Here is a 17,688-nt window from a genome sequence, read left to right as displayed (position 1 = left end):
GCGGTGTATACTTCTCTGGAAGTTTGGATAGAACAATACCTTATTATATAGAGAAAAATGACCTCTGAGGCCGCCGCAGCTTCCACGTCAAGGAATGTGTAAATTGCAGTTGAAAAACTAGTCAAAAAGTCAAAGACGCAAAAAGAAACGAAAAAAGTGAAAAAAGGGGTTGCCAAACGTGTCGGGATATGGTATTATACTTGAGCGCCAAGGGCCGCCGGAAAGAATGACTTCTGAAAGCGGCAGAAGCAAAGCGAAAGAACCAATATGGATACGTTGAAAAACGAGCCACAAGTTCGAAAAGATCGAAAAGCTTCTGAAAAAAGTGCTTGACAAAAAATTACATCTGTGGTAAAATAATCAAGTCGTCAGCCGCTAAGGCTGAGGCGCACAGGACCTTGAAAATTGAACAATATCGAAAAACTTGTAACGGAACCTATTTTCGTGTTGGAAAAACACGTTAAACAATTCCAAACAAAGTAATTCACACAGGACGCAAGCGATTGCGTGCTGAGCGAAGAAGATTTAACACTTTTTAAGTGATAAATATCATTTATAAAGAGTTTGATCCTGGCTCAGGACGAACGCTGGCGGCGCGCCTAACACATGCAAGTCGAACGAGCGAGAGAGAGCTTGCTTTCTCGAGCGAGTGGCGAACGGGTGAGTAACGCGTGAGGAACCTGCCTCAAAGAGGGGGACAACAGTTGGAAACGACTGCTAATACCGCATAAGCCCACGGGTCGGCATCGACCAGAGGGAAAAGGAGCAATCCGCTTTGAGATGGCCTCGCGTCCGATTAGCTAGTTGGTGAGGTAATAGCCCACCAAGGCAACGATCGGTAGCCGGACTGAGAGGTTGAACGGCCACATTGGGACTGAGACACGGCCCAGACTCCTACGGGAGGCAGCAGTGGGGAATATTGCACAATGGGGGAAACCCTGATGCAGCGACGCCGCGTGGAGGAAGAAGGTCTTCGGATTGTAAACTCCTGTTGTTGAGGAAGATAATGACGGTACTCAACAAGGAAGTGACGGCTAACTACGTGCCAGCAGCCGCGGTAAAACGTAGGTCACAAGCGTTGTCCGGAATTACTGGGTGTAAAGGGAGCGCAGGCGGGAAGACAAGTTGGAAGTGAAATCTATGGGCTCAACCCATAAACTGCTTTCAAAACTGTTTTTCTTGAGTAGTGCAGAGGTAGGCGGAATTCCCGGTGTAGCGGTGGAATGCGTAGATATCGGGAGGAACACCAGTGGCGAAGGCGGCCTACTGGGCACCAACTGACGCTGAGGCTCGAAAGTGTGGGTAGCAAACAGGATTAGATACCCTGGTAGTCCACACCGTAAACGATGATTACTAGGTGTTGGAGGATTGACCCCTTCAGTGCCGCAGTTAACACAATAAGTAATCCACCTGGGGAGTACGACCGCAAGGTTGAAACTCAAAGGAATTGACGGGGGCCCGCACAAGCAGTGGAGTATGTGGTTTAATTCGACGCAACGCGAAGAACCTTACCAAGTCTTGACATCCTGCGACGATGCTGGAAACAGTATTTTCCTTCGGGACGCAGAGACAGGTGGTGCATGGTTGTCGTCAGCTCGTGTCGTGAGATGTTGGGTTAAGTCCCGCAACGAGCGCAACCCTTACTGTCAGTTACTACGCAAGAGGACTCTGGCAGGACTGCCGTTGACAAAACGGAGGAAGGTGGGGATGACGTCAAATCATCATGCCCTTTATGACTTGGGCTACACACGTACTACAATGGCGTTAAACAAAGAGAAGCAAGACCGCGAGGTGGAGCAAAACTCAGAAACAACGTCCCAGTTCGGACTGCAGGCTGCAACTCGCCTGCACGAAGTCGGAATTGCTAGTAATCGTGGATCAGCATGCCACGGTGAATACGTTCCCGGGCCTTGTACACACCGCCCGTCACACCATGAGAGCCGGGGGGACCCGAAGTCGGTAGTCTAACCGCAAGGAGGACGCCGCCGAAGGTAAAACTGGTGATTGGGGTGAAGTCGTAACAAGGTAGCCGTAGGAGAACCTGCGGCTGGATCACCTCCTTTCTAAGGAGTCAGGCAGATGGAAGAACATCGAAGATGGTCGACCATCTGGAACAGGTGACAGGTACAAGCAGAGTAGATATTGTTCGATTTTGAGGGCCCTGAAAAGGGGTTACTCAAAACCTTATGTGGGGGTTTAGCTCAGCTGGGAGAGCACCTGCTTTGCAAGCAGGGGGTCAAGGGTTCGATTCCCTTAATCTCCACCACATGGGCCAATAGCTCAGCTGGCTAGAGCACACGACTGATAATCGTGAGGTCGATGGTTCGAGTCCATTTTGGCCCACCATGTGATGAAAATCAAAGTTTCGGGAGACCGGGCTTTGAAGGACATCACCAAGACGTACCTTGAAAACTGAATAATAACTGCGAAACAAAGATTATAGTAAGTTCTTTTAAGAAATATTGCAATTTCAAAAGGAAGGGTAACAATAATCTTCGTTGGCAAAAGAGAGAATCAAGAGGATACCAAATGTTCTGAAAGAACGTTTGAAAGGTCAAGCGAACAAGGGCGCAGGGCGAATGCCTTGGCACTGGGAGCCGATGAAAGACGTGATAAGCTGCGATAAGCTTCGGGGAGCTGCAAATAAGCATTGATCCGGAGATTTCTGAATGAGGAAACTCACCTGGGTTCATACTCAGGTACAATACACTGAAATTCAAAATAGGTGTATTGAGGGAACCGCCTGAACTGAAACATCTAAGTAGGGCGAGGAAGAGACATCAAACGAGATTCCGTAAGTAGTGGCGAGCGAACGCGGAAGAGGGCAAACCGAGAGTAGAAATACTTTCGGGGTATGGACTGCTTTTAAGACTCAATCTGTTAACCGAACGGCATGGGAAGGCCGGTCAGAGAGTGTGAGAACCACGTAGGTGAAAACGGAGAGAGCTGCGCAGGATCCAGAGTACGGCCAGACACGTGAAACCTGGTCGGAATACGGGGGGACCACCCTCCAACCCTAAATACTACCCAGTGACCGATAGCGTATAGTACTGTGAAGGAAAGGTGAAAAGCACCCCGGGAGGGGAGTGAAAAAGAACCTGAAACCCTGTGCCTACAAGCACCTAGAGCGCGTCAATGCGTGATAGGGTACTTTTTGTAGAACGGTCCGGCGAGCGATTGTATGCAGCAAGGTTAAGGACTTAAGGTCTGGAGCCGAAGCGAAAGCGAGTTTGAAAAGGGCGTTAAGTTGCATATAATGGGCCCGAAACCGGGTGACCTACCCATGGTCAGGTTGAAGTGGAAGTAAAATTCCATGGAGGACCGAACCGACCTCCGTTGAAAAGGCGGCGGATGAACTGTGGGTAGCGGAGAAATTCCAATCGAACCCGGAGATAGCTGGTTCTCCCCGAAATAGTTTTAGGACTAGCCTCAAGTTAGATACCTGGAGGTAAAGCACTGAATAGCCTAGCGGCCGAGAGGTTAGCGAAGCTTATCAAACTCAGAATGCCAGAGTATTGATGCTTGGGAGTCAGACAGTGTCAGATAAATGTCATTGTCAAAAGGGAAACAGCCCAGATCTACAGCTAAGGTCCCAAAGTCAGGTTAAGTGGAAAACGATGTGAAGATACGCAGACAACCAGGATGTTGGCTCAGAAGCAGCCACTCATTCAAAGAGTGCGTAATAGCTCACTGGTCGAGCGTCTTTGCGCGGAGAATTTAACGGGGCTAAACCTGACACCGAAGCTTAGGCAATACAGCAATGTATTGGGTAGGGGAGCGTTGTATACGCGGAGAAACAGTAGCGTAAGCGGCTGTGGAGTGTATAGAAGTGAGAATGCCGGAATGAGTAGCGCGAATGCAGTGAGAATCTGCATGGCCGAAAGCCTCAGGTTTCTGGAGGAAGGTTCGTCCGCTCCAGGTTAGTCGGGAGCTAAGGTGAGGCCGGAAGGCGTAGCCGATGCACAGACGGTAGAGATTCCGTCACCACCAAAAGAGTTAAGCACAGGGACACATATGAAGTCTCAGAGCCGGGTGTTGGTTCCGGTAGAGATCGAGGGAAATTAGTACCGAAGTCTGAGATGGAAGATGGCGAGAAAAGCTGTGTGTATTTCTGAGGTGCCCGTACCGCAAACCGACACAGGTAGGTAGGAAGAAGATTCTAAGGCCAACGGGAGAAGGGTTGTTAAGGAACTCGGCAAATTGACCCCGTAACTTCGGGAGAAGGGGTGCTCCAGAGATGGAGCCGCAGAGAATCGGCCCAAGCAACTGTTTACCAAAAACACAGGTTTGTGCTAAATCGAAAGATGACGTATACGAGCTGACGCCTGCCCGGTGCTGGAAGGTTAAGAGGAGATGTGCAAGCATTGAATCGAAGCCCCAGTGAACGGCGGCCGTAACTATAACGGTCCTAAGGTAGCGAAATTCCTTGTCAGGTAAGTTCTGACCCGCATGAAAGGCGTAATGATTTGGGCACTGTCTCAACAGCCCGCCCGGCGAAATTGTAGTACCGGTGAAGATGCCGGTTACCCGCGACAAGACGGAAAGACCCCATGGAGCTTTACTGTAGCCTAATATTGGGTTTCGATGTTGCATGCACAGGATAGATGGGACTCTGGGAAACCAAGGCTTTGGCTTTGGCGGAGAGGCCGTTGGGATACCATCCTTGCGATATTGGAATTCTAACCTGCGGCTCTGAATCGAGTCGGGGGACATTGTTAGGTGGGCAGTTTGACTGGGGCGGTCGCCTCCTAAAGAGTAACGGAGGCGTTCAAAGGTTCGCTCAGCTTGAACGGAAATCAAGCAAAAGAGTGCAAACGCAGAAGCGAGCCTAACTGCGAGACTGACGGGTCGAGCAGTAACGAAAGTTGGAGTTAGTGATCCGGTGGTATGTGAGTGGAAATGCCATCGCTCAACGGATAAAAGTTACCCTGGGGATAACAGGCTGATCTCCCCCAAGAGTCCACATCGACGGGGAGGTTTGGCACCTCGATGTCGGCTCATCGCATCCTGGGGCTGTATTCGGTCCCAAGGGTTTGGCTGTTCGCCAATTAAAGCGGTACGCGAGCTGGGTTCAGAACGTCGTGAGACAGTTCGGTCCCTATCTGTCGTGGGCGCAGGATATTTGATGGGAGCTGTCCCTAGTACGAGAGGACCGGGACGGACGTACCTCTGGCGCACCAGTTGTTCCGCCAGGAGCATAGCTGGGCAACTACGTACGGATCGGATAAACGCTGAAAGCATCTAAGCGTGAAGCCGACCCAAAGATAAGATATCCCACTGATTGAATCAGGTAAGATCCCTTGTAGACTACGAGGTTGATAGGCACGATGTGTAAGTGGAGTGATCCATTCAGCAAGTGTGTACTAATAGATCGAGGGCTTGACCACAATTCGCTTGAATTCTCAAGTCAATGACAAAATGTTAGCAGTGATTATTCAGTTTTGAAGGCATGTCCTTCTAAAAACACTGGACAAAGTAAAACAGAAATGTTATACTGAACCAGTCATATTGGTCGGTGACGATGACGGTGAGGTTCCACCTGTTCCCATTCCGAACACAGAAGTTAAGCTCACTCGTGCCCAAGATAGTTCGCTGGAAACGGCGCGTGAAAATAGGTAGTCGCCGACTTACATGAAACCCCTGAGGAAGAAATTCCTTGGGGGTTTGTTGTTTGAAAAAAAAAAATTATAGCTTCTGCCTTAAAACCCATCCCTGAATCGTATATGGGATAAGCATGTATTCCGTCTGCGGTGAAATCGCAAAAAGAGGAGGGGCAGGATGAAGCTTTTATTCAAACAACGGATGTTTTCATGGTTCGACAGCTACGATATCTATGATGAAAACGAGAACACGGTCTATGTGGTAAAAGGGCAGCTCTCGTGGGGGCACTGCCTGAAAATCTTCGACACGGAAGAGAACGAGCTTGGTACTGTCAAGCAGGAGGTGCTGACCTGGCTGCCCAAGTTTGAACTCTATGAGGGTGAAAATTATATCGGCTGCCTCGAAAAGGAACTGGGCTGGTTCAAGCCCAAGTACAACATCGATTTCAACGGCTGGCATGTGGAGGGAGATTTCCCTGGGTGGGATTACACCATTACAAAGCCAGTGGGAGAGATAGTTGCAACGGTTTCCAAAGAGCTGCTGCAATGGACGGACACCTATGTGCTGGATATCGTTGACCCGGCAGACGCGCTCCATGTGCTGATGTTCGTGCTGGCCATCGATGCTGAAAAATGCTCTGCAAAATGAAGCTGAAAAAACTGGGCTTCACCTATGAGGGCATCGAACACAAGGCCATGCGCCATGCAGAGCGCGGCCCCACGAATCTGGTGTGCTATTATCTGGAAAAATAAGTTCTCCCTCAGAATTCCTACAGATTTCCCTGTTACAATGATAGCATCATCGAAAGGGGAATTTGTATGCTGACAAAATTGAAAAACGGGCTGGACGGTACCCAGCTCAAGACCATTGCACTGGCGCTGATGGTGCTGGATCACATTCATTATTTCTTTGAATTCACCGGCTGTATCCCAACGGTGTTCAGTATGCTGGGGCGGCTCAGCGCACCGCTGTTTCTGTTCTGCACGGTGGAGGGCTTTGCCCACACCCATGACCGCAGGCGGTATTTTATCCGCATCTGGGGTATCGGAACGGCCATGGCGGCGCTGGAATTTTTTATGATCTACGCCAAAGCCTTCCGGCGCGGGGATGGCTTCTACCCGCTGAACGCTATTTTTCAGGATCTGATGCTGCTGTGCATCATCTGGCAGGGCATCGACTGGCTCCGGGAAAAGAAATTTGCAAAAGGCATAGCTGCCATTGCCGCCGTTTTGTGCTGGCCGTTTGTGATGGTGGCGTTCCTGAGCGCTTTCCCCCAGATCCAGCAGATGCCGTGGGCTTCCACGGTGGTGGCGTTTGTCATCACCAGCCCGCTGCCCCTGTGGACCAGCATCACGGACGGCAGCTGGAGCTTTTTGCTGGGCGGTGCGCTGCTGTATGCATTGCGTGGACGGCGCAAAGTGCAGCTGACGGTATGGGCACTGGTGATTTTCCTGTGTGATTTTGTGCTGACCTTCGGGATGGCTTGCCGGCAGGAGGGCTTTGTCTGGACCCAGATGTTCACCAACAACTATGAGTGGTTCGGGGTGGCGGCGGTGCTGCTGATGCTGCTGTACAACGGGCAGCGTGGCAGCGGACACAAGCAGCTGTTCTACTGGTTCTACCCGGCCCATGTGTATCTGCTGTATGGGGCATCCTGCCTTGTTTATAACGCTTTGAGGTGATCTTGTGGCAAATATTCTGGCAGTGGATGACAATATAGAACTCTGCAAGCTGATCCGCACTGCCTTGGAGCGGGACGGCCACCGGGTGGAAACGCGGCTCTCCGGCGCGGAGCTTACTGAACAACTCTGCCATTGGGCGGACTGCATCCTGCTGGATGTGATGATGCCCGGGGAGGATGGCTTTGCCGTCTGCCGCCGCATCCGGGGCCTGACCGATGCCCCCATTCTGTTTCTGACGGCCCGGACAGACGAAGCGTCTGTTCTGGAGGGGCTGGGCATTGGGGCAGACGACTTTTTGTCCAAGCCCTTCCGGGTGGCAGAGCTGCGCGCCCGGGTGGCGGCGCATCTGCGGCGGCAGAACCGCACCCCGGTGCATCGGCTGGTGCGTGGCGGAGTCAGTTTTGACCTGTCCGCGCGGGAGGCGGCGGTGGGAGAAACTCCTCTGCCGCTGACCCGCTCCGAGTATGCCATCTGCGAGTATCTGGCGCTGCACGCCGGGCAGACCTTTACCAAGGAGCAAATTTACGAAGCGGTTTTTGGTATTGACGGCACTGCGGACGACACCGCCGTGACACAGCACATCAAAAATATCCGGGCAAAGCTGCGGGCGGCGGGGGTAGCAGAGCCGGAAGCACTGCTGAAAACCATCTGGGGAGTGGGATATCAATGGAAAAACGAGGGCTGACCTCTCTGCGGGGCGTACTGCTGCGATATCTGGTGCAGACCGTCTTTTGCTGTGTGCTGGCGCTGCTGTTGTGGTTTGCGGCGCTGATGTGCGTCATCAACAGCGGGCTGGCGCTCCCGGCCAATCAGGCCGCGCAGGCCTGCCAGAAGGCTGCACAGGACGTTTTGCCGGGCATGACTGCCGCCACCTTTGATGAGACCCAGCTGGACTCCTTGTGCCGTTACGCCCTGTTTGCCGCGCCGGACAGCAGCGAGGTGCTGGCCACCAACATGGATGCCGGGCACTTGCAGCGGGCAATGGAGAACCGGCAGGGGAAAACCCGCTGGCATTTTGGATACACACAGTATTATATGACATCAAAATTGCAGGACGGAACGGTCTGCCTGCTGCAATTTGACTATGCCGTGCCCTACGCCGCCCCTGCGCTGCGGGGAAAGCTGCCAGATGTGCAGACGGTGCACTGCATTCTGGGCATTCTGCTGCTGGTGGGAGCGGTGGTGTGGAGCACCCACCGCTCCAGAAAGTTTCTGGCCCGGGAGACGGCCCGCCTGACCGAGGTCTCCCGACAGGTGGCTGAGAAAAAGGGCGTGGAAGAGATCGATTTTTCCGGGGCGCAGGTGCGGGAATACGCCGAGACACTGGCTGCCCTGCAGACCATGGGGCAGGAGCTGACGGCCAGCCTGCAGGCCCAATGGAAAATGGAGCAGCAGCAGCGGGAGCAGATCATCCAGCTTTCCCATGAGCTCAAAACGCCGCTGGCCGTCATTGAAGGCAACGCCGACCTGCTGGCCGAGGACGAGGCCCTGACCCCGGAGCAGCGGGAACAGGTGGAGGCCATCCTGCGGGGCACCGAGCAGACCCGGACCTATCTGCTCAAGATCCGTGCTCAGGTGCAGACACCGCTGAAATATAAGCGGCCTTGAGCAGACCCGAATGATGAAAAAGGAAGCCGCCCGGCTGTGTGGGAACGCCCGCATGGCCGGGCATTTTGCATTGCATGAGCAGGAAAACCGTGGTATTATAAAAAACGATAGGGTCTGAAAATAGAGGGGAAAATGAACACTTACGGCCATTCGTTCGTCTATCCAAAAAAGAGAGGGGAGAAGAACAATGAATTTTGAAGAGACAGAAGTCCTTTACAATGTTTACCGTGGAATCCTGCGGAACAATCGGAGCTTTCAACCGGGAAAGAGCACGGCGGTGGAATATCGCATGGACTGCCCGGAGTATGCCGACCTCCTGAAAAAGTATCCCTTTGAGAAAATTGCAGGAAAAGGCACGGACCTGCAGCGGGCAATTCGGGTGCTGAAATACCTCTCGCCTAAGCTGACGCACAGCCCGTGGTACGACGGCCATGTGGACTGCAATGCCCTGGCGCTTTTGGATTACAGTCTGGATAAACCGGAACAGGGCATCAACTGCCTGAATAAGGCCAAAATTCTGGAGGAGGTCTGCCTGGCACTGGGAATCTACGCACGGCGGGTGCGCTTCCTGCCCTATTCTCCCTTCGATTTTGATTGTCACGTTGTCACGGAGATCTACGACCGGTCGCAGGAAAAGTGGTGTATGCTGGACCCGACGACCAACGGGTATCTGGTAGATGAGAAGGGTACGATCCTGAGCCTGCTGGAAGCCAGAGAGCGGATGGCAGACACCCGATTTGTGACGTATTGCAAGGCGACGAGCCGGGAAAAGGATCTGCAGAAGCTCTACCGGAAAAATATCGAAAGAACCGTTTACTATGCAAAGAATCTGTTCCGCATTCAGGTGGACGCGGTCTCGCAGTTTGGAGAGAGTGGAAACTGGCTGAATTTCCCGCCGGAGCACTTTTCTATCCGGGAATGGAGCGTTGCAAGTGCAGAATACCGGTTGGAGATGGTGCCTGCCTACGCAAAGGGATATGCGGATTTTGATGAAGCCGTCCAGCTGCCGCGGATGCGTGAGGCGGTGAAGCGGACGCAGAGCATGGAGGAGCCGGAGGCAATCTCTGCCGCCGCTCTGACCGAAAAGCCGATATCGTAAAAAAACAGATCGCCGCTGCTTTCCTGACGGAGAGCGGCGGCTTTTTCACACCCGGCGCTCCATGGGCATAGGATGACGCAGACCATGGGGAGGAGGGGCCGGGAATGGACGGACAAAGACGATTTGCGGTGATCGGAACGGACCCGCGGCTGGCGGCGGCAGGCCGGGCGCTGGCCCGTGCCGGGTTTGCGGTGGGCGGGCCGGAGCAGACGGCGCTGGCCGATTACATCTTACTGCCGCTGCCGCTGGACGAGAGCCGCACCCCGCTGGCGGAACTGCTGCGGGCCGCAAAACCGGGGGCGCTGGCGCTGGGCGGAAAACTCTCGGCGCAGGCAAGGCAGATCGCGGCGGAGACGGGCGTGGAGCTGGTGGACTACTTTGCCCGGGAGGAACTGATCCTCTGCAACGCCATCCCGACAGCAGAGGGCTGCATCGGCATCCTGATGGCGGAGCGGACGCGGACGCTCTGGAACAGCGCCATCCTGCTGACCGGTTTCGGGCCGGTGGGGCAGGCGCTTGGGGTACGGCTGGCGGCACTGGGCGCACAGGTGACGGTGGCCGCGCGGCGGCCGGCCCAGCGGGCACTGGCGGAGAGCTTTGGCCTGCGGGCGGTGGATCTGGCCCGGCTGGAACAGACTGCTCCGGCCTTTGACACGGTGGTGAACACCATCCCGGCCCCTGTCCTGACGGAAGCCGTGCTGGCAGCCCTGCGGCCCGGGAGCCTGGTCGTGGATCTGGCATCCAAGCCGGGCGGCACTGACTTTGCCGCAGCCCGGAGGCTGGGGCACCGGGCCATCCATGCCCTGAGCCTGCCCACGGCCTGCGCTCCCGAAACGGCGGGCGAGGCTCTGGCCCGGACGGTCTGTGAGATCCTGGCGGAAAGGGAGGGAACACCATGAAAAGGCAATTGCGCGGGACAGTGGCGTTTGCGGTCTGCGGGAGCTTCTGCACGCTGGGCGCGGCGGTGGCTCAGGCTGAACAGCTGGTGCGGCAGGGCTGGGAGCTGCTGCCGGTGATGAGCTATGCGGCCTCCGGCCTGAACACCCGCTTTGGCCGGGCGGATGAGTGGAAGGCGCGGCTGGAGACCCTGACCGGCCACAGGGTGCTGGATACCCTGCAGGATGTGGAGCCGCTGGGGCCGCGGCAGCTGGCCCGGGCGCTGGTGGTGGCCCCCTGCACCGGCACCACACTGGCCCGGCTGGCGGCGGGCCTTTCCGACACGCCGGTCACGCTGGCGGCAAAAAGCCTGCTGCGGGTCGGGAGCCCGGTGCTGCTGGCTGTCTCCACCAACGATGGGCTGGGGGCTTCCGGGGAGAACATCGCCCGGCTGATGCAGCGCAAGCATTATTACTTTGTGCCCTACGGACAGGACGATGCAGCGCAGAAACCCCAGAGCCTGAAGGCGGATCTCACCCTGCTGCCCGCTGCACTGGAGGCGGCCCTGCACGGTCAGCAGCTGCAGCCGGTGCTCCGGGAGTGGAACTGAGGGTTTCTCTTTTCAGAGGGATAAAAATGTGGTATACTATATCATAATATCTTGAGATAGAGGAACTGGAATGAAAAAACACATCGCCATGCTGTGTGCGGTGCTTTTGACCGCACTGGCGGCGTTTGCGCCGGGCGCGGCAGCTGCCGGGCCTGCACTGACGGCTACGGAAGCGTACTGCATCATCGATGCCGACACCGGTCTGGTGCTGGCCCAGCAGAACATGAACGAGGAACTGCACCCGGCATCCATCACCAAAGTGATGACGCTGGGCCTTGCCTGTGAAAAGGCCCAGGGCAAGTGGGACAATGTCAAGCTGACGGTCAGCCACGAGGATGTCTACTCGCTGGCGGGCACCGATTCCAGCCATATCGCCCTGCAGGAAGGGGAGGAAGTGCCCCTGACCGATGCCCTGTATGCCACCATGATGGCTAGCGCCAACGATGGGGCCAACCTGCTGGCCGAATACTTCGGCGGCGGCTCCATTGAGGGCGGTGTGGCCGCCATGAACGCGCAGGCAAAGGAGCTGGGGCTGGAACACACCCACTTTGCCAACCCCCACGGCATCAGCGATGAGGACCACTACACCAGCTGCTATGACATGGCGCAGATCCTGCGCTGGGCGCTGACCCAGCCCGGGTTCGAGACCCTGTTTACCCGGAACGAGATGTACACCATGGGCCCGACCAATGTCCAGCCCGTGACCCGGTACTTCCACCAGCAGGATAAAATGCGGGTGAGCTCCAGCCGGTACTATATCCCGGCCATCCTGGGTTCCAAGATCGGCTACACCAACATTGCCCGGTACAGCTATGTCTGCCTGGCGGAGCAGAACGGCGTGCGGCTGATCTGCGTGACCATGCAGAGCCAGATCAAGACCGACAAATACAACGATGTCCGCACCCTGCTGGACGATGCCTTTGCCCGCTACACCGGCTACACCGAGATCCCTGCCCAGGGCGTGACCGGGGAGCTGGAAGTGGCGGGCGGCGGCAGCACGCTGGGCACGGTGACGGTTTCTGACCCGGGCGTGAAGCTGCTGCTGGCCGACGGCCTGACCGCAGCGGATGTGTCGGTCACACTGGAACTGCCCGAACGATACCTCTTGGGGGTTGACCCGGCGGTGTATGCGGTGTATACCATTCATGGGCGGGACGTGCAGGAAACGGCCAGCGTCCGGGTGCCTGCCGCTGTGACCGGGCTGGAGGAGCTGCTGGCCAAGAGCGCCAACGCCACCCTGCCCGCCTCCCGGGATGTGGGGCCGAAGAGGATCGCAGGCGGCCTGCTGGCCATCTCGGTCGGTGCCACCGTGCTGGCCGCTCTTGCGGCGTTCGGCGTGGTGCGGCTGAGGGCGAAGCTCCGCAGGAAACGGAAGGCGAGACATTGACGGCCTCGCCCTCTCAGGCGCTTTGCGCCAGCTCTCCCGAAGGGAGAGCCGATAGCAGCTCATGGTCAGCAGCAGCTGGATCCAGGAGATGCGTTGCCTCTCCCTTTGGGAGAGGTGGCAGCGCGCAGCGCTGACGGAGAGGGTGGGCTTGACAGGCAACGAGCCGTCTGAAAATCGCGCAAAAGCCCGCAAGGACTTTTCCATATACTACAAACAGACAAAATTTTCTGAAAGAAAACAGAGAGGAAAAAGAAATATGGGCAAGTTTACGTTTACTGAGACCGAGATCCCTGGTGTTGTGGTCATTGAGCCGCAGGTGTTCGGTGATGACCGCGGTTATTTTATGGAGACCTACCAGAAGGATCAGTTTGCTGCTGCCGGCATCGACAAGGAGTTCGTGCAGGACAACCAGAGCCGCTCCACCCGCGGCGTGCTGCGCGGCCTGCATTTCCAGAAGAATCACACCCAGGGCAAGCTGGTGCGTGTGACCAAGGGCGAGGTCTATGATGTTGCCGTGGACTGCCGCCCCCACAGCGCCACCTTTGGCAAGTGGGTGGGCGTGACCCTGAGCGAGGAGAACAAGAAGATGTTCTATATCCCCGAGGGCTTTGCCCACGGCTTCCTGGTGCTGAGCGATGTGGCCGAGTTCTGCTACAAGTGCACCGATGTCTATGACCCCACCAGCGAGGGCGGCATCCCCTACGATGACCCCACCGTGAACGTGCAGTGGCCCGACTGCGGCTGTGAGCACAAGACCAGCGCAAAGGACAAGCTGCATGAGCCCTTTGCAGCCCAGAAGTTTGAATTCTTTGAAAAGTGGTGATAGCCCGTGGCGAAACTGAAAGGAATGTTCAACGGCTTCTGGCGCTACCGCTATCTGCTGTGGAATCTGGTCAGCCGTGATTTCAAGCTGAAATACCGCCGCAGCGTGCTGGGTGTGCTGTGGAGCGTGCTGAACCCCCTGCTGATGTGCCTGGTCTACTGGGCTGTGTTCAGCAGCCTGATGGATATGCGGGGCAGCGGCATCGACAATTTCCCGGTGTTCCTGATGTGCGGTCAGCTGCTCTTCAACTTCTTCAACGAGGCCACCTCCTCCAGCATGAGCAGTGTGCTCAGCGCCGCCCCCCTGCTGAAAAAGGTGTATATCCCCAAGTATATCTTCCCGCTGGAAAAGTGCTGCTTTGCCATGGTGAACTGCGTGTTCAGCTTTGTGGCCCTGCTGCTGGTGATGATCTTTACCGGCGCGCCCTTCCACCTGACCCTTCTGGAAGCGCTCTACCCGCTCATCACCCTCTTCTTCTTCAGCCTGGGGGTGGGCCTGTTCCTGGCGGCGGCAACGGTGTTCTTCCGGGACATCATGCACATCTGGAGTGTGTTCATCACGGCGCTGCTCTACTTCTCCGCCATCTTCTATGACCCCACCCAGATGACCTTTTCCATCGGCGGGTTCAACATGCAGCAGATCATCAAGCTGAACCCCATGTACTGGTATATCACCGGCTTCCGCCGCACCCTGATGTGGGGCATCCCGCTGGACCTCAACATGTTTGCGGTCTGCGGCATCTGCGCAGTAGTCTCCATGTGGGTGGGCGTGCACATGTTCCGCAAAACGCAGGATCGTTTTGTGCTGCATATTTAAGGAGGGGAGAAGAATGGAACCGATCATCAAAGTGGACAACGTGTCCATGTGCTTCAACCTCTCCACCGAAAAGCACGAGAGCCTGAAGGAATATCTGCTGGCCATGGTGCAGGGCCGCCTGCAGTACGACGAGTTTTACGCCCTGAAGGACGTGAGCCTGGACATCATGCCCGGCGATTTTTACGGTCTGGTGGGCCTGAACGGCTCGGGCAAATCCACCCTGCTCAAGACCATTGCGGGCGTGTACAAGCCCACCAAGGGCAAGGTCACCGTCAACGGCACCATCGCCCCGCTCATCGAGCTGGGTGCGGGCTTTGATATGGACCTGACCGCCCGGGAGAACATCTACCTCAACGGCACGGTGCTGGGGTTCTCGCCCAAGTATCTGGACGAGAAGTTCGACGAGATCGTGGAGTTCAGCGAGCTGCAGAACTTCCTGGATGTGCCGCTGAAAAACTACTCCTCCGGCATGGTGGCCCGCATCGGCTTTGCCATTGCCACCATCACCAAGCCCGATATCCTGATCGCGGACGAGGTGCTCTCGGTGGGCGACTTCCTGTTCCAGCAGAAATGCGAAAAACGGATGAAGGAGCTGATGGCAGGCGGCACCACCGTCATTCTGGTGTCCCACTCCATCGAGCAGATCGAGCGGATGTGCAGCAAGGTGGCATGGCTGAGCCACGGCCACCTGAAAATGAACGGCGATACCGAGACGGTCTGCGCGGCCTACAAGGCCACCCAGCGCGGCGAGGCCTGAGCCATGAATGTGCGATTGAAACGTGCCAGAGAGCTGGCAGGCTATGCGGTCCAGCTGACAAAGGACGAGGGGCTGGGCACCATGCTGGCCCGTGGCGCAGGCTTTGTCAGGCGGCGGTGCTTTGGCAAAAAGGCCCGCTACCTGCCCGCCAAAAAGGTGCTGGAAGCCCAGAGAGCCGAAATGGCAGGAAAAAATTTTGAAAACTGCCAACTTTCGACGATTTCCGTGTTGACACCGTTGTATAATACTCCTGAGGTGTTTCTGCGGCAGTTTCTGGATTCCTTCGTGAACCAGACCGCCCCCAATGGTGAGCTCTGCCTGGCGGATGCCTCCGATGCCGCCCACAGCAGTGTGGGGGATATCGTAATGGAATATCAGACGAAATATCAACACATCGTATACAAAAAGATCGAAAACAAGGGCATTGCGGCCAACACCAACGCCGCCGCTGAACTGGCATCGGGGGAATATCTGGCGCTGGCCGACCACGATGACATCCTTGCGCCCCACGCCATGTATACCATGGGCCAGGCGATCCGGCAGCTGCGTGAGGCAGGGGAGCCGGACGGCTTCCTGTACAGCGACGAGGCCCTCTTTACCAAAAAGATCGAAAAGCCGCTGGTGGCCCACTTCAAGCCCGATTACGCCCCAGATTATCTGCTCTGCTGCAACTACATCTGCCATCTGGCCGTGTTCCGGCGGGAGCTGTTCGAGCAGGTGGGCGGGGAACGCCCCGAATGTGATGGCAGTCAGGACCACGACCTTTTCCTCCGGCTCATTGAGCAGGTGGGCGGCGCGGCCCATGTGCCGCAGGTGCTCTACTACTGGCGGGTGCACGAAGGCTCGACCTCCGGCGGTACCGATGCCAAGCCCTACGTTGCCAAAGCGGCAAAGAAGGCGCTGGCCGACCATCTGGAGCGCACCGGCCGCACCGGTACCATAGAGGATGGCCTGTACCCCAGCACCTATCGGGTCAGGTGGGACATTGTGGGGGAGCCGAAGGTGAGCATCCTCATCCCCAACAAGGATCACACCGAGGATCTGGAAAAGTGCCTGCAGAGCATCTGGAAAAAGACCACCTGGGACCGGTTCGAGGTCATCGTCATCGAGAACAACTCCACAGACCCGGCCACCTTTGCCTATTACGAGAAGGCCCGGCAGCGGTACGACGGCCTGAAGGTGGTCACCTACCCGGACAAGGGCTTCAACTTCTCGGCCATCAACAACTTTGGCCGGAAAGCGGCAGAGGGCGACTACCTGCTGCTGCTCAACAACGATGTGGAAGTGGTAAACGGCGACTGGCTCACGGAGCTGCTCCGGCAGTGCGCCCACCCCGGCGGTGCGGCGATCTGCGGTGCCATGCTCTGGTACCCGGATGAGACCATCCAGCACGCAGGGATCGTGACCGGTCTGGGCGGCTACGCGGGCCACAGCCACAAGTATAAGAAGAAGGGCGGCAGCGGCTATCTGTTCCGCACCTCTACCGTGCAGGACTTCTCCGGTGTGACCGGTGCCTGCCTGCTGGTAAAGACCGCCGTCTATGACGAGATGCACGGGCTGGACGAGCAGTTCGCCGTGGCCTTCAACGATGTGGACTTCTGCCTGCGGGTGCGGGATGCGGGCTACCGCATTGCCTGGACCCCCTACGCCGAGCTCATCCACTATGAGAGCAAGAGCCGGGGCGGGGATGAAAAAGACCCCGTCAAGGCGGCCCGCTTTGCGGCGGAGCAGCAGCGGCTCTACACCATCCACGGCAAGGAAAACATTCTGGATGACCCCTACTACAACCCCAACCTGACCCGTGACCGGGAGGATTTTTCGGAGAGCGACGATCTGCGCAGGTTGAAAGAGGGCAGGGTAACGGTAAGATTCCGGGGAGGTACCCTCCAATGAACATCAAGGGACACTTTGAGACCATCACCCGGCATAAACTGCTGGTGATGAAGTATTGCTTTGAATGCGGCCTTTATCAGCAGGGCCTGACCCATGACCTGAGCAAGTACAGCCCCACCGAGTTCATCCCGGGCTGCATCTACTATCAGGGCGACCACAGCCCCAACGAGGCAGAGCGCGCCGCCCGGGGCTATTCCTCGGCATGGCTCCACCATAAGGGCCGCAACAAGCACCATCTGGAATACTGGATCGACTACACAACCAACAAATCCGGTCTGGGCGGCATGAAAATGCCCCTGCGCTATGTCTGCGAGATGGTCTGCGACCGCGTGGCGGCCAGCCAGATCTATCTGGGCGACAAGTACACCGACGCATCCCCGTGGCAGTATTATGAAAAGAGCAAGGATCACTATCTGCTCCATCCCGAAACAAGGGCACTGCTGGAAAAGCTGCTGCTGATGGTCCGGGATCTGGGGCAGGAGCGCACCTTTGCCTACATAAGATTCCTGCTCGGGTGTGAAGATAACGATTAAATA

Annotated in this window: 13 protein-coding genes, 2 tRNA genes and 3 rRNA genes; all 18 read left to right on the top strand. The window is 56.4% G+C overall.

Features of this window, described 5'->3' with window-relative positions; genetic code table 11:
* Nucleotides 1-552: 552 nt before the first annotated feature.
* Nucleotides 553-2,063, top strand: a 16S ribosomal RNA gene (locus MTP42_RS12575).
* Nucleotides 2,064-2,190: 127 nt separating this feature from the next.
* A tRNA-Ala gene (locus MTP42_RS12570) sits at nucleotides 2,191-2,266 on the top strand.
* Between the two features lie 3 nt (nucleotides 2,267-2,269).
* Nucleotides 2,270-2,346, top strand: a tRNA-Ile gene (locus MTP42_RS12565).
* A 206-nt stretch (nucleotides 2,347-2,552) separates the two neighbouring features.
* Nucleotides 2,553-5,387: ribosomal RNA gene (locus MTP42_RS12560) — 23S ribosomal RNA — on the top strand.
* A gap of 124 nt (nucleotides 5,388-5,511) precedes the next feature.
* A 5S ribosomal RNA gene (rrf, locus tag MTP42_RS12555) occupies nucleotides 5,512-5,628 on the top strand.
* Together the 16S, 23S and 5S rRNA genes with 2 tRNA genes alongside form the textbook arrangement of a ribosomal RNA operon.
* Before the next feature lie 150 nt (nucleotides 5,629-5,778).
* Complete coding sequence (locus MTP42_RS12550; RefSeq protein WP_249257471.1) at nucleotides 5,779-6,249, top strand: LURP-one-related/scramblase family protein; 471 nt, start codon at nucleotides 5,779-5,781, stop codon at nucleotides 6,247-6,249.
* Between the two features lie 170 nt (nucleotides 6,250-6,419).
* Nucleotides 6,420-7,283: a TraX family protein gene (locus MTP42_RS12545; RefSeq protein WP_249257470.1), complete on the top strand. Its 864-nt coding sequence runs from the start codon at nucleotides 6,420-6,422 to the stop codon at nucleotides 7,281-7,283.
* Nucleotides 7,284-7,287: 4 nt separating this feature from the next.
* A complete protein-coding gene (locus MTP42_RS12540; protein WP_156060108.1) occupies nucleotides 7,288-7,968 on the top strand; it encodes a response regulator transcription factor in 681 nt (226 codons plus the stop codon).
* Nucleotides 7,950-8,891, top strand: coding sequence for a histidine kinase dimerization/phospho-acceptor domain-containing protein (locus MTP42_RS12535; protein ID WP_249257469.1), 942 nt, complete (start codon nucleotides 7,950-7,952; stop codon nucleotides 8,889-8,891). Before MTP42_RS12540 ends, MTP42_RS12535 begins: the two co-directional genes overlap by 19 nt.
* Nucleotides 8,892-9,078: 187 nt before the next feature.
* Nucleotides 9,079-9,990 carry a hypothetical protein gene (locus MTP42_RS12530; protein ID WP_249257468.1) on the top strand — a complete coding sequence of 304 codons (912 nt, stop codon included), beginning with the start codon at nucleotides 9,079-9,081 and terminating at the stop codon, nucleotides 9,988-9,990.
* 104 nt (nucleotides 9,991-10,094) lie between these two features.
* Nucleotides 10,095-10,889 carry an NAD(P)-binding domain-containing protein gene (locus tag MTP42_RS12525; protein ID WP_249257467.1) on the top strand — a complete coding sequence of 265 codons (795 nt, stop codon included), beginning with the start codon at nucleotides 10,095-10,097 and terminating at the stop codon, nucleotides 10,887-10,889.
* Nucleotides 10,886-11,476 (top strand): dipicolinate synthase subunit B, encoded by a 591-nt coding sequence (locus MTP42_RS12520; protein WP_249257466.1) that lies wholly within the window; start codon nucleotides 10,886-10,888, stop codon nucleotides 11,474-11,476. The genes MTP42_RS12525 and MTP42_RS12520 overlap by 4 nt, the downstream gene beginning before the upstream one ends.
* A gap of 70 nt (nucleotides 11,477-11,546) precedes the next feature.
* On the top strand, nucleotides 11,547-12,863 hold the full coding sequence (locus MTP42_RS12515) for a D-alanyl-D-alanine carboxypeptidase family protein (RefSeq protein WP_249257465.1): 1,317 nt from the start codon (nucleotides 11,547-11,549) through the stop codon (nucleotides 12,861-12,863).
* Between the two features lie 256 nt (nucleotides 12,864-13,119).
* Nucleotides 13,120-13,686, top strand: a complete 567-nt coding sequence (gene rfbC, locus MTP42_RS12510; protein ID WP_005935131.1) for a dTDP-4-dehydrorhamnose 3,5-epimerase — start codon at nucleotides 13,120-13,122, stop codon at nucleotides 13,684-13,686.
* 6 nt (nucleotides 13,687-13,692) lie between these two features.
* Nucleotides 13,693-14,502 carry an ABC transporter permease gene (locus MTP42_RS12505; protein WP_223384331.1) on the top strand — a complete coding sequence of 270 codons (810 nt, stop codon included), beginning with the start codon at nucleotides 13,693-13,695 and terminating at the stop codon, nucleotides 14,500-14,502.
* Between the two features lie 13 nt (nucleotides 14,503-14,515).
* On the top strand, nucleotides 14,516-15,259 hold the full coding sequence (locus MTP42_RS12500; RefSeq protein ID WP_005935135.1) for an ABC transporter ATP-binding protein: 744 nt from the start codon (nucleotides 14,516-14,518) through the stop codon (nucleotides 15,257-15,259).
* A 3-nt stretch (nucleotides 15,260-15,262) separates the two neighbouring features.
* Nucleotides 15,263-17,152 carry a glycosyltransferase family 2 protein gene (locus tag MTP42_RS12495; protein WP_249257464.1) on the top strand — a complete coding sequence of 630 codons (1,890 nt, stop codon included), beginning with the start codon at nucleotides 15,263-15,265 and terminating at the stop codon, nucleotides 17,150-17,152.
* Nucleotides 17,149-17,685, top strand: coding sequence for a DUF5662 family protein (locus MTP42_RS12490; protein WP_097773294.1), 537 nt, complete (start codon nucleotides 17,149-17,151; stop codon nucleotides 17,683-17,685). The genes MTP42_RS12495 and MTP42_RS12490 overlap by 4 nt, the downstream gene beginning before the upstream one ends.
* The last annotated feature ends 3 nt before the right edge of the window (nucleotides 17,686-17,688 follow it).

This window comes from Faecalibacterium sp. I2-3-92, from assembly GCF_023347315.1.
GTDB classification, from domain to species: domain Bacteria; phylum Bacillota; class Clostridia; order Oscillospirales; family Ruminococcaceae; genus Faecalibacterium; species Faecalibacterium duncaniae.
This window is presented reverse-complemented; position numbering and strand designations above follow the sequence as displayed.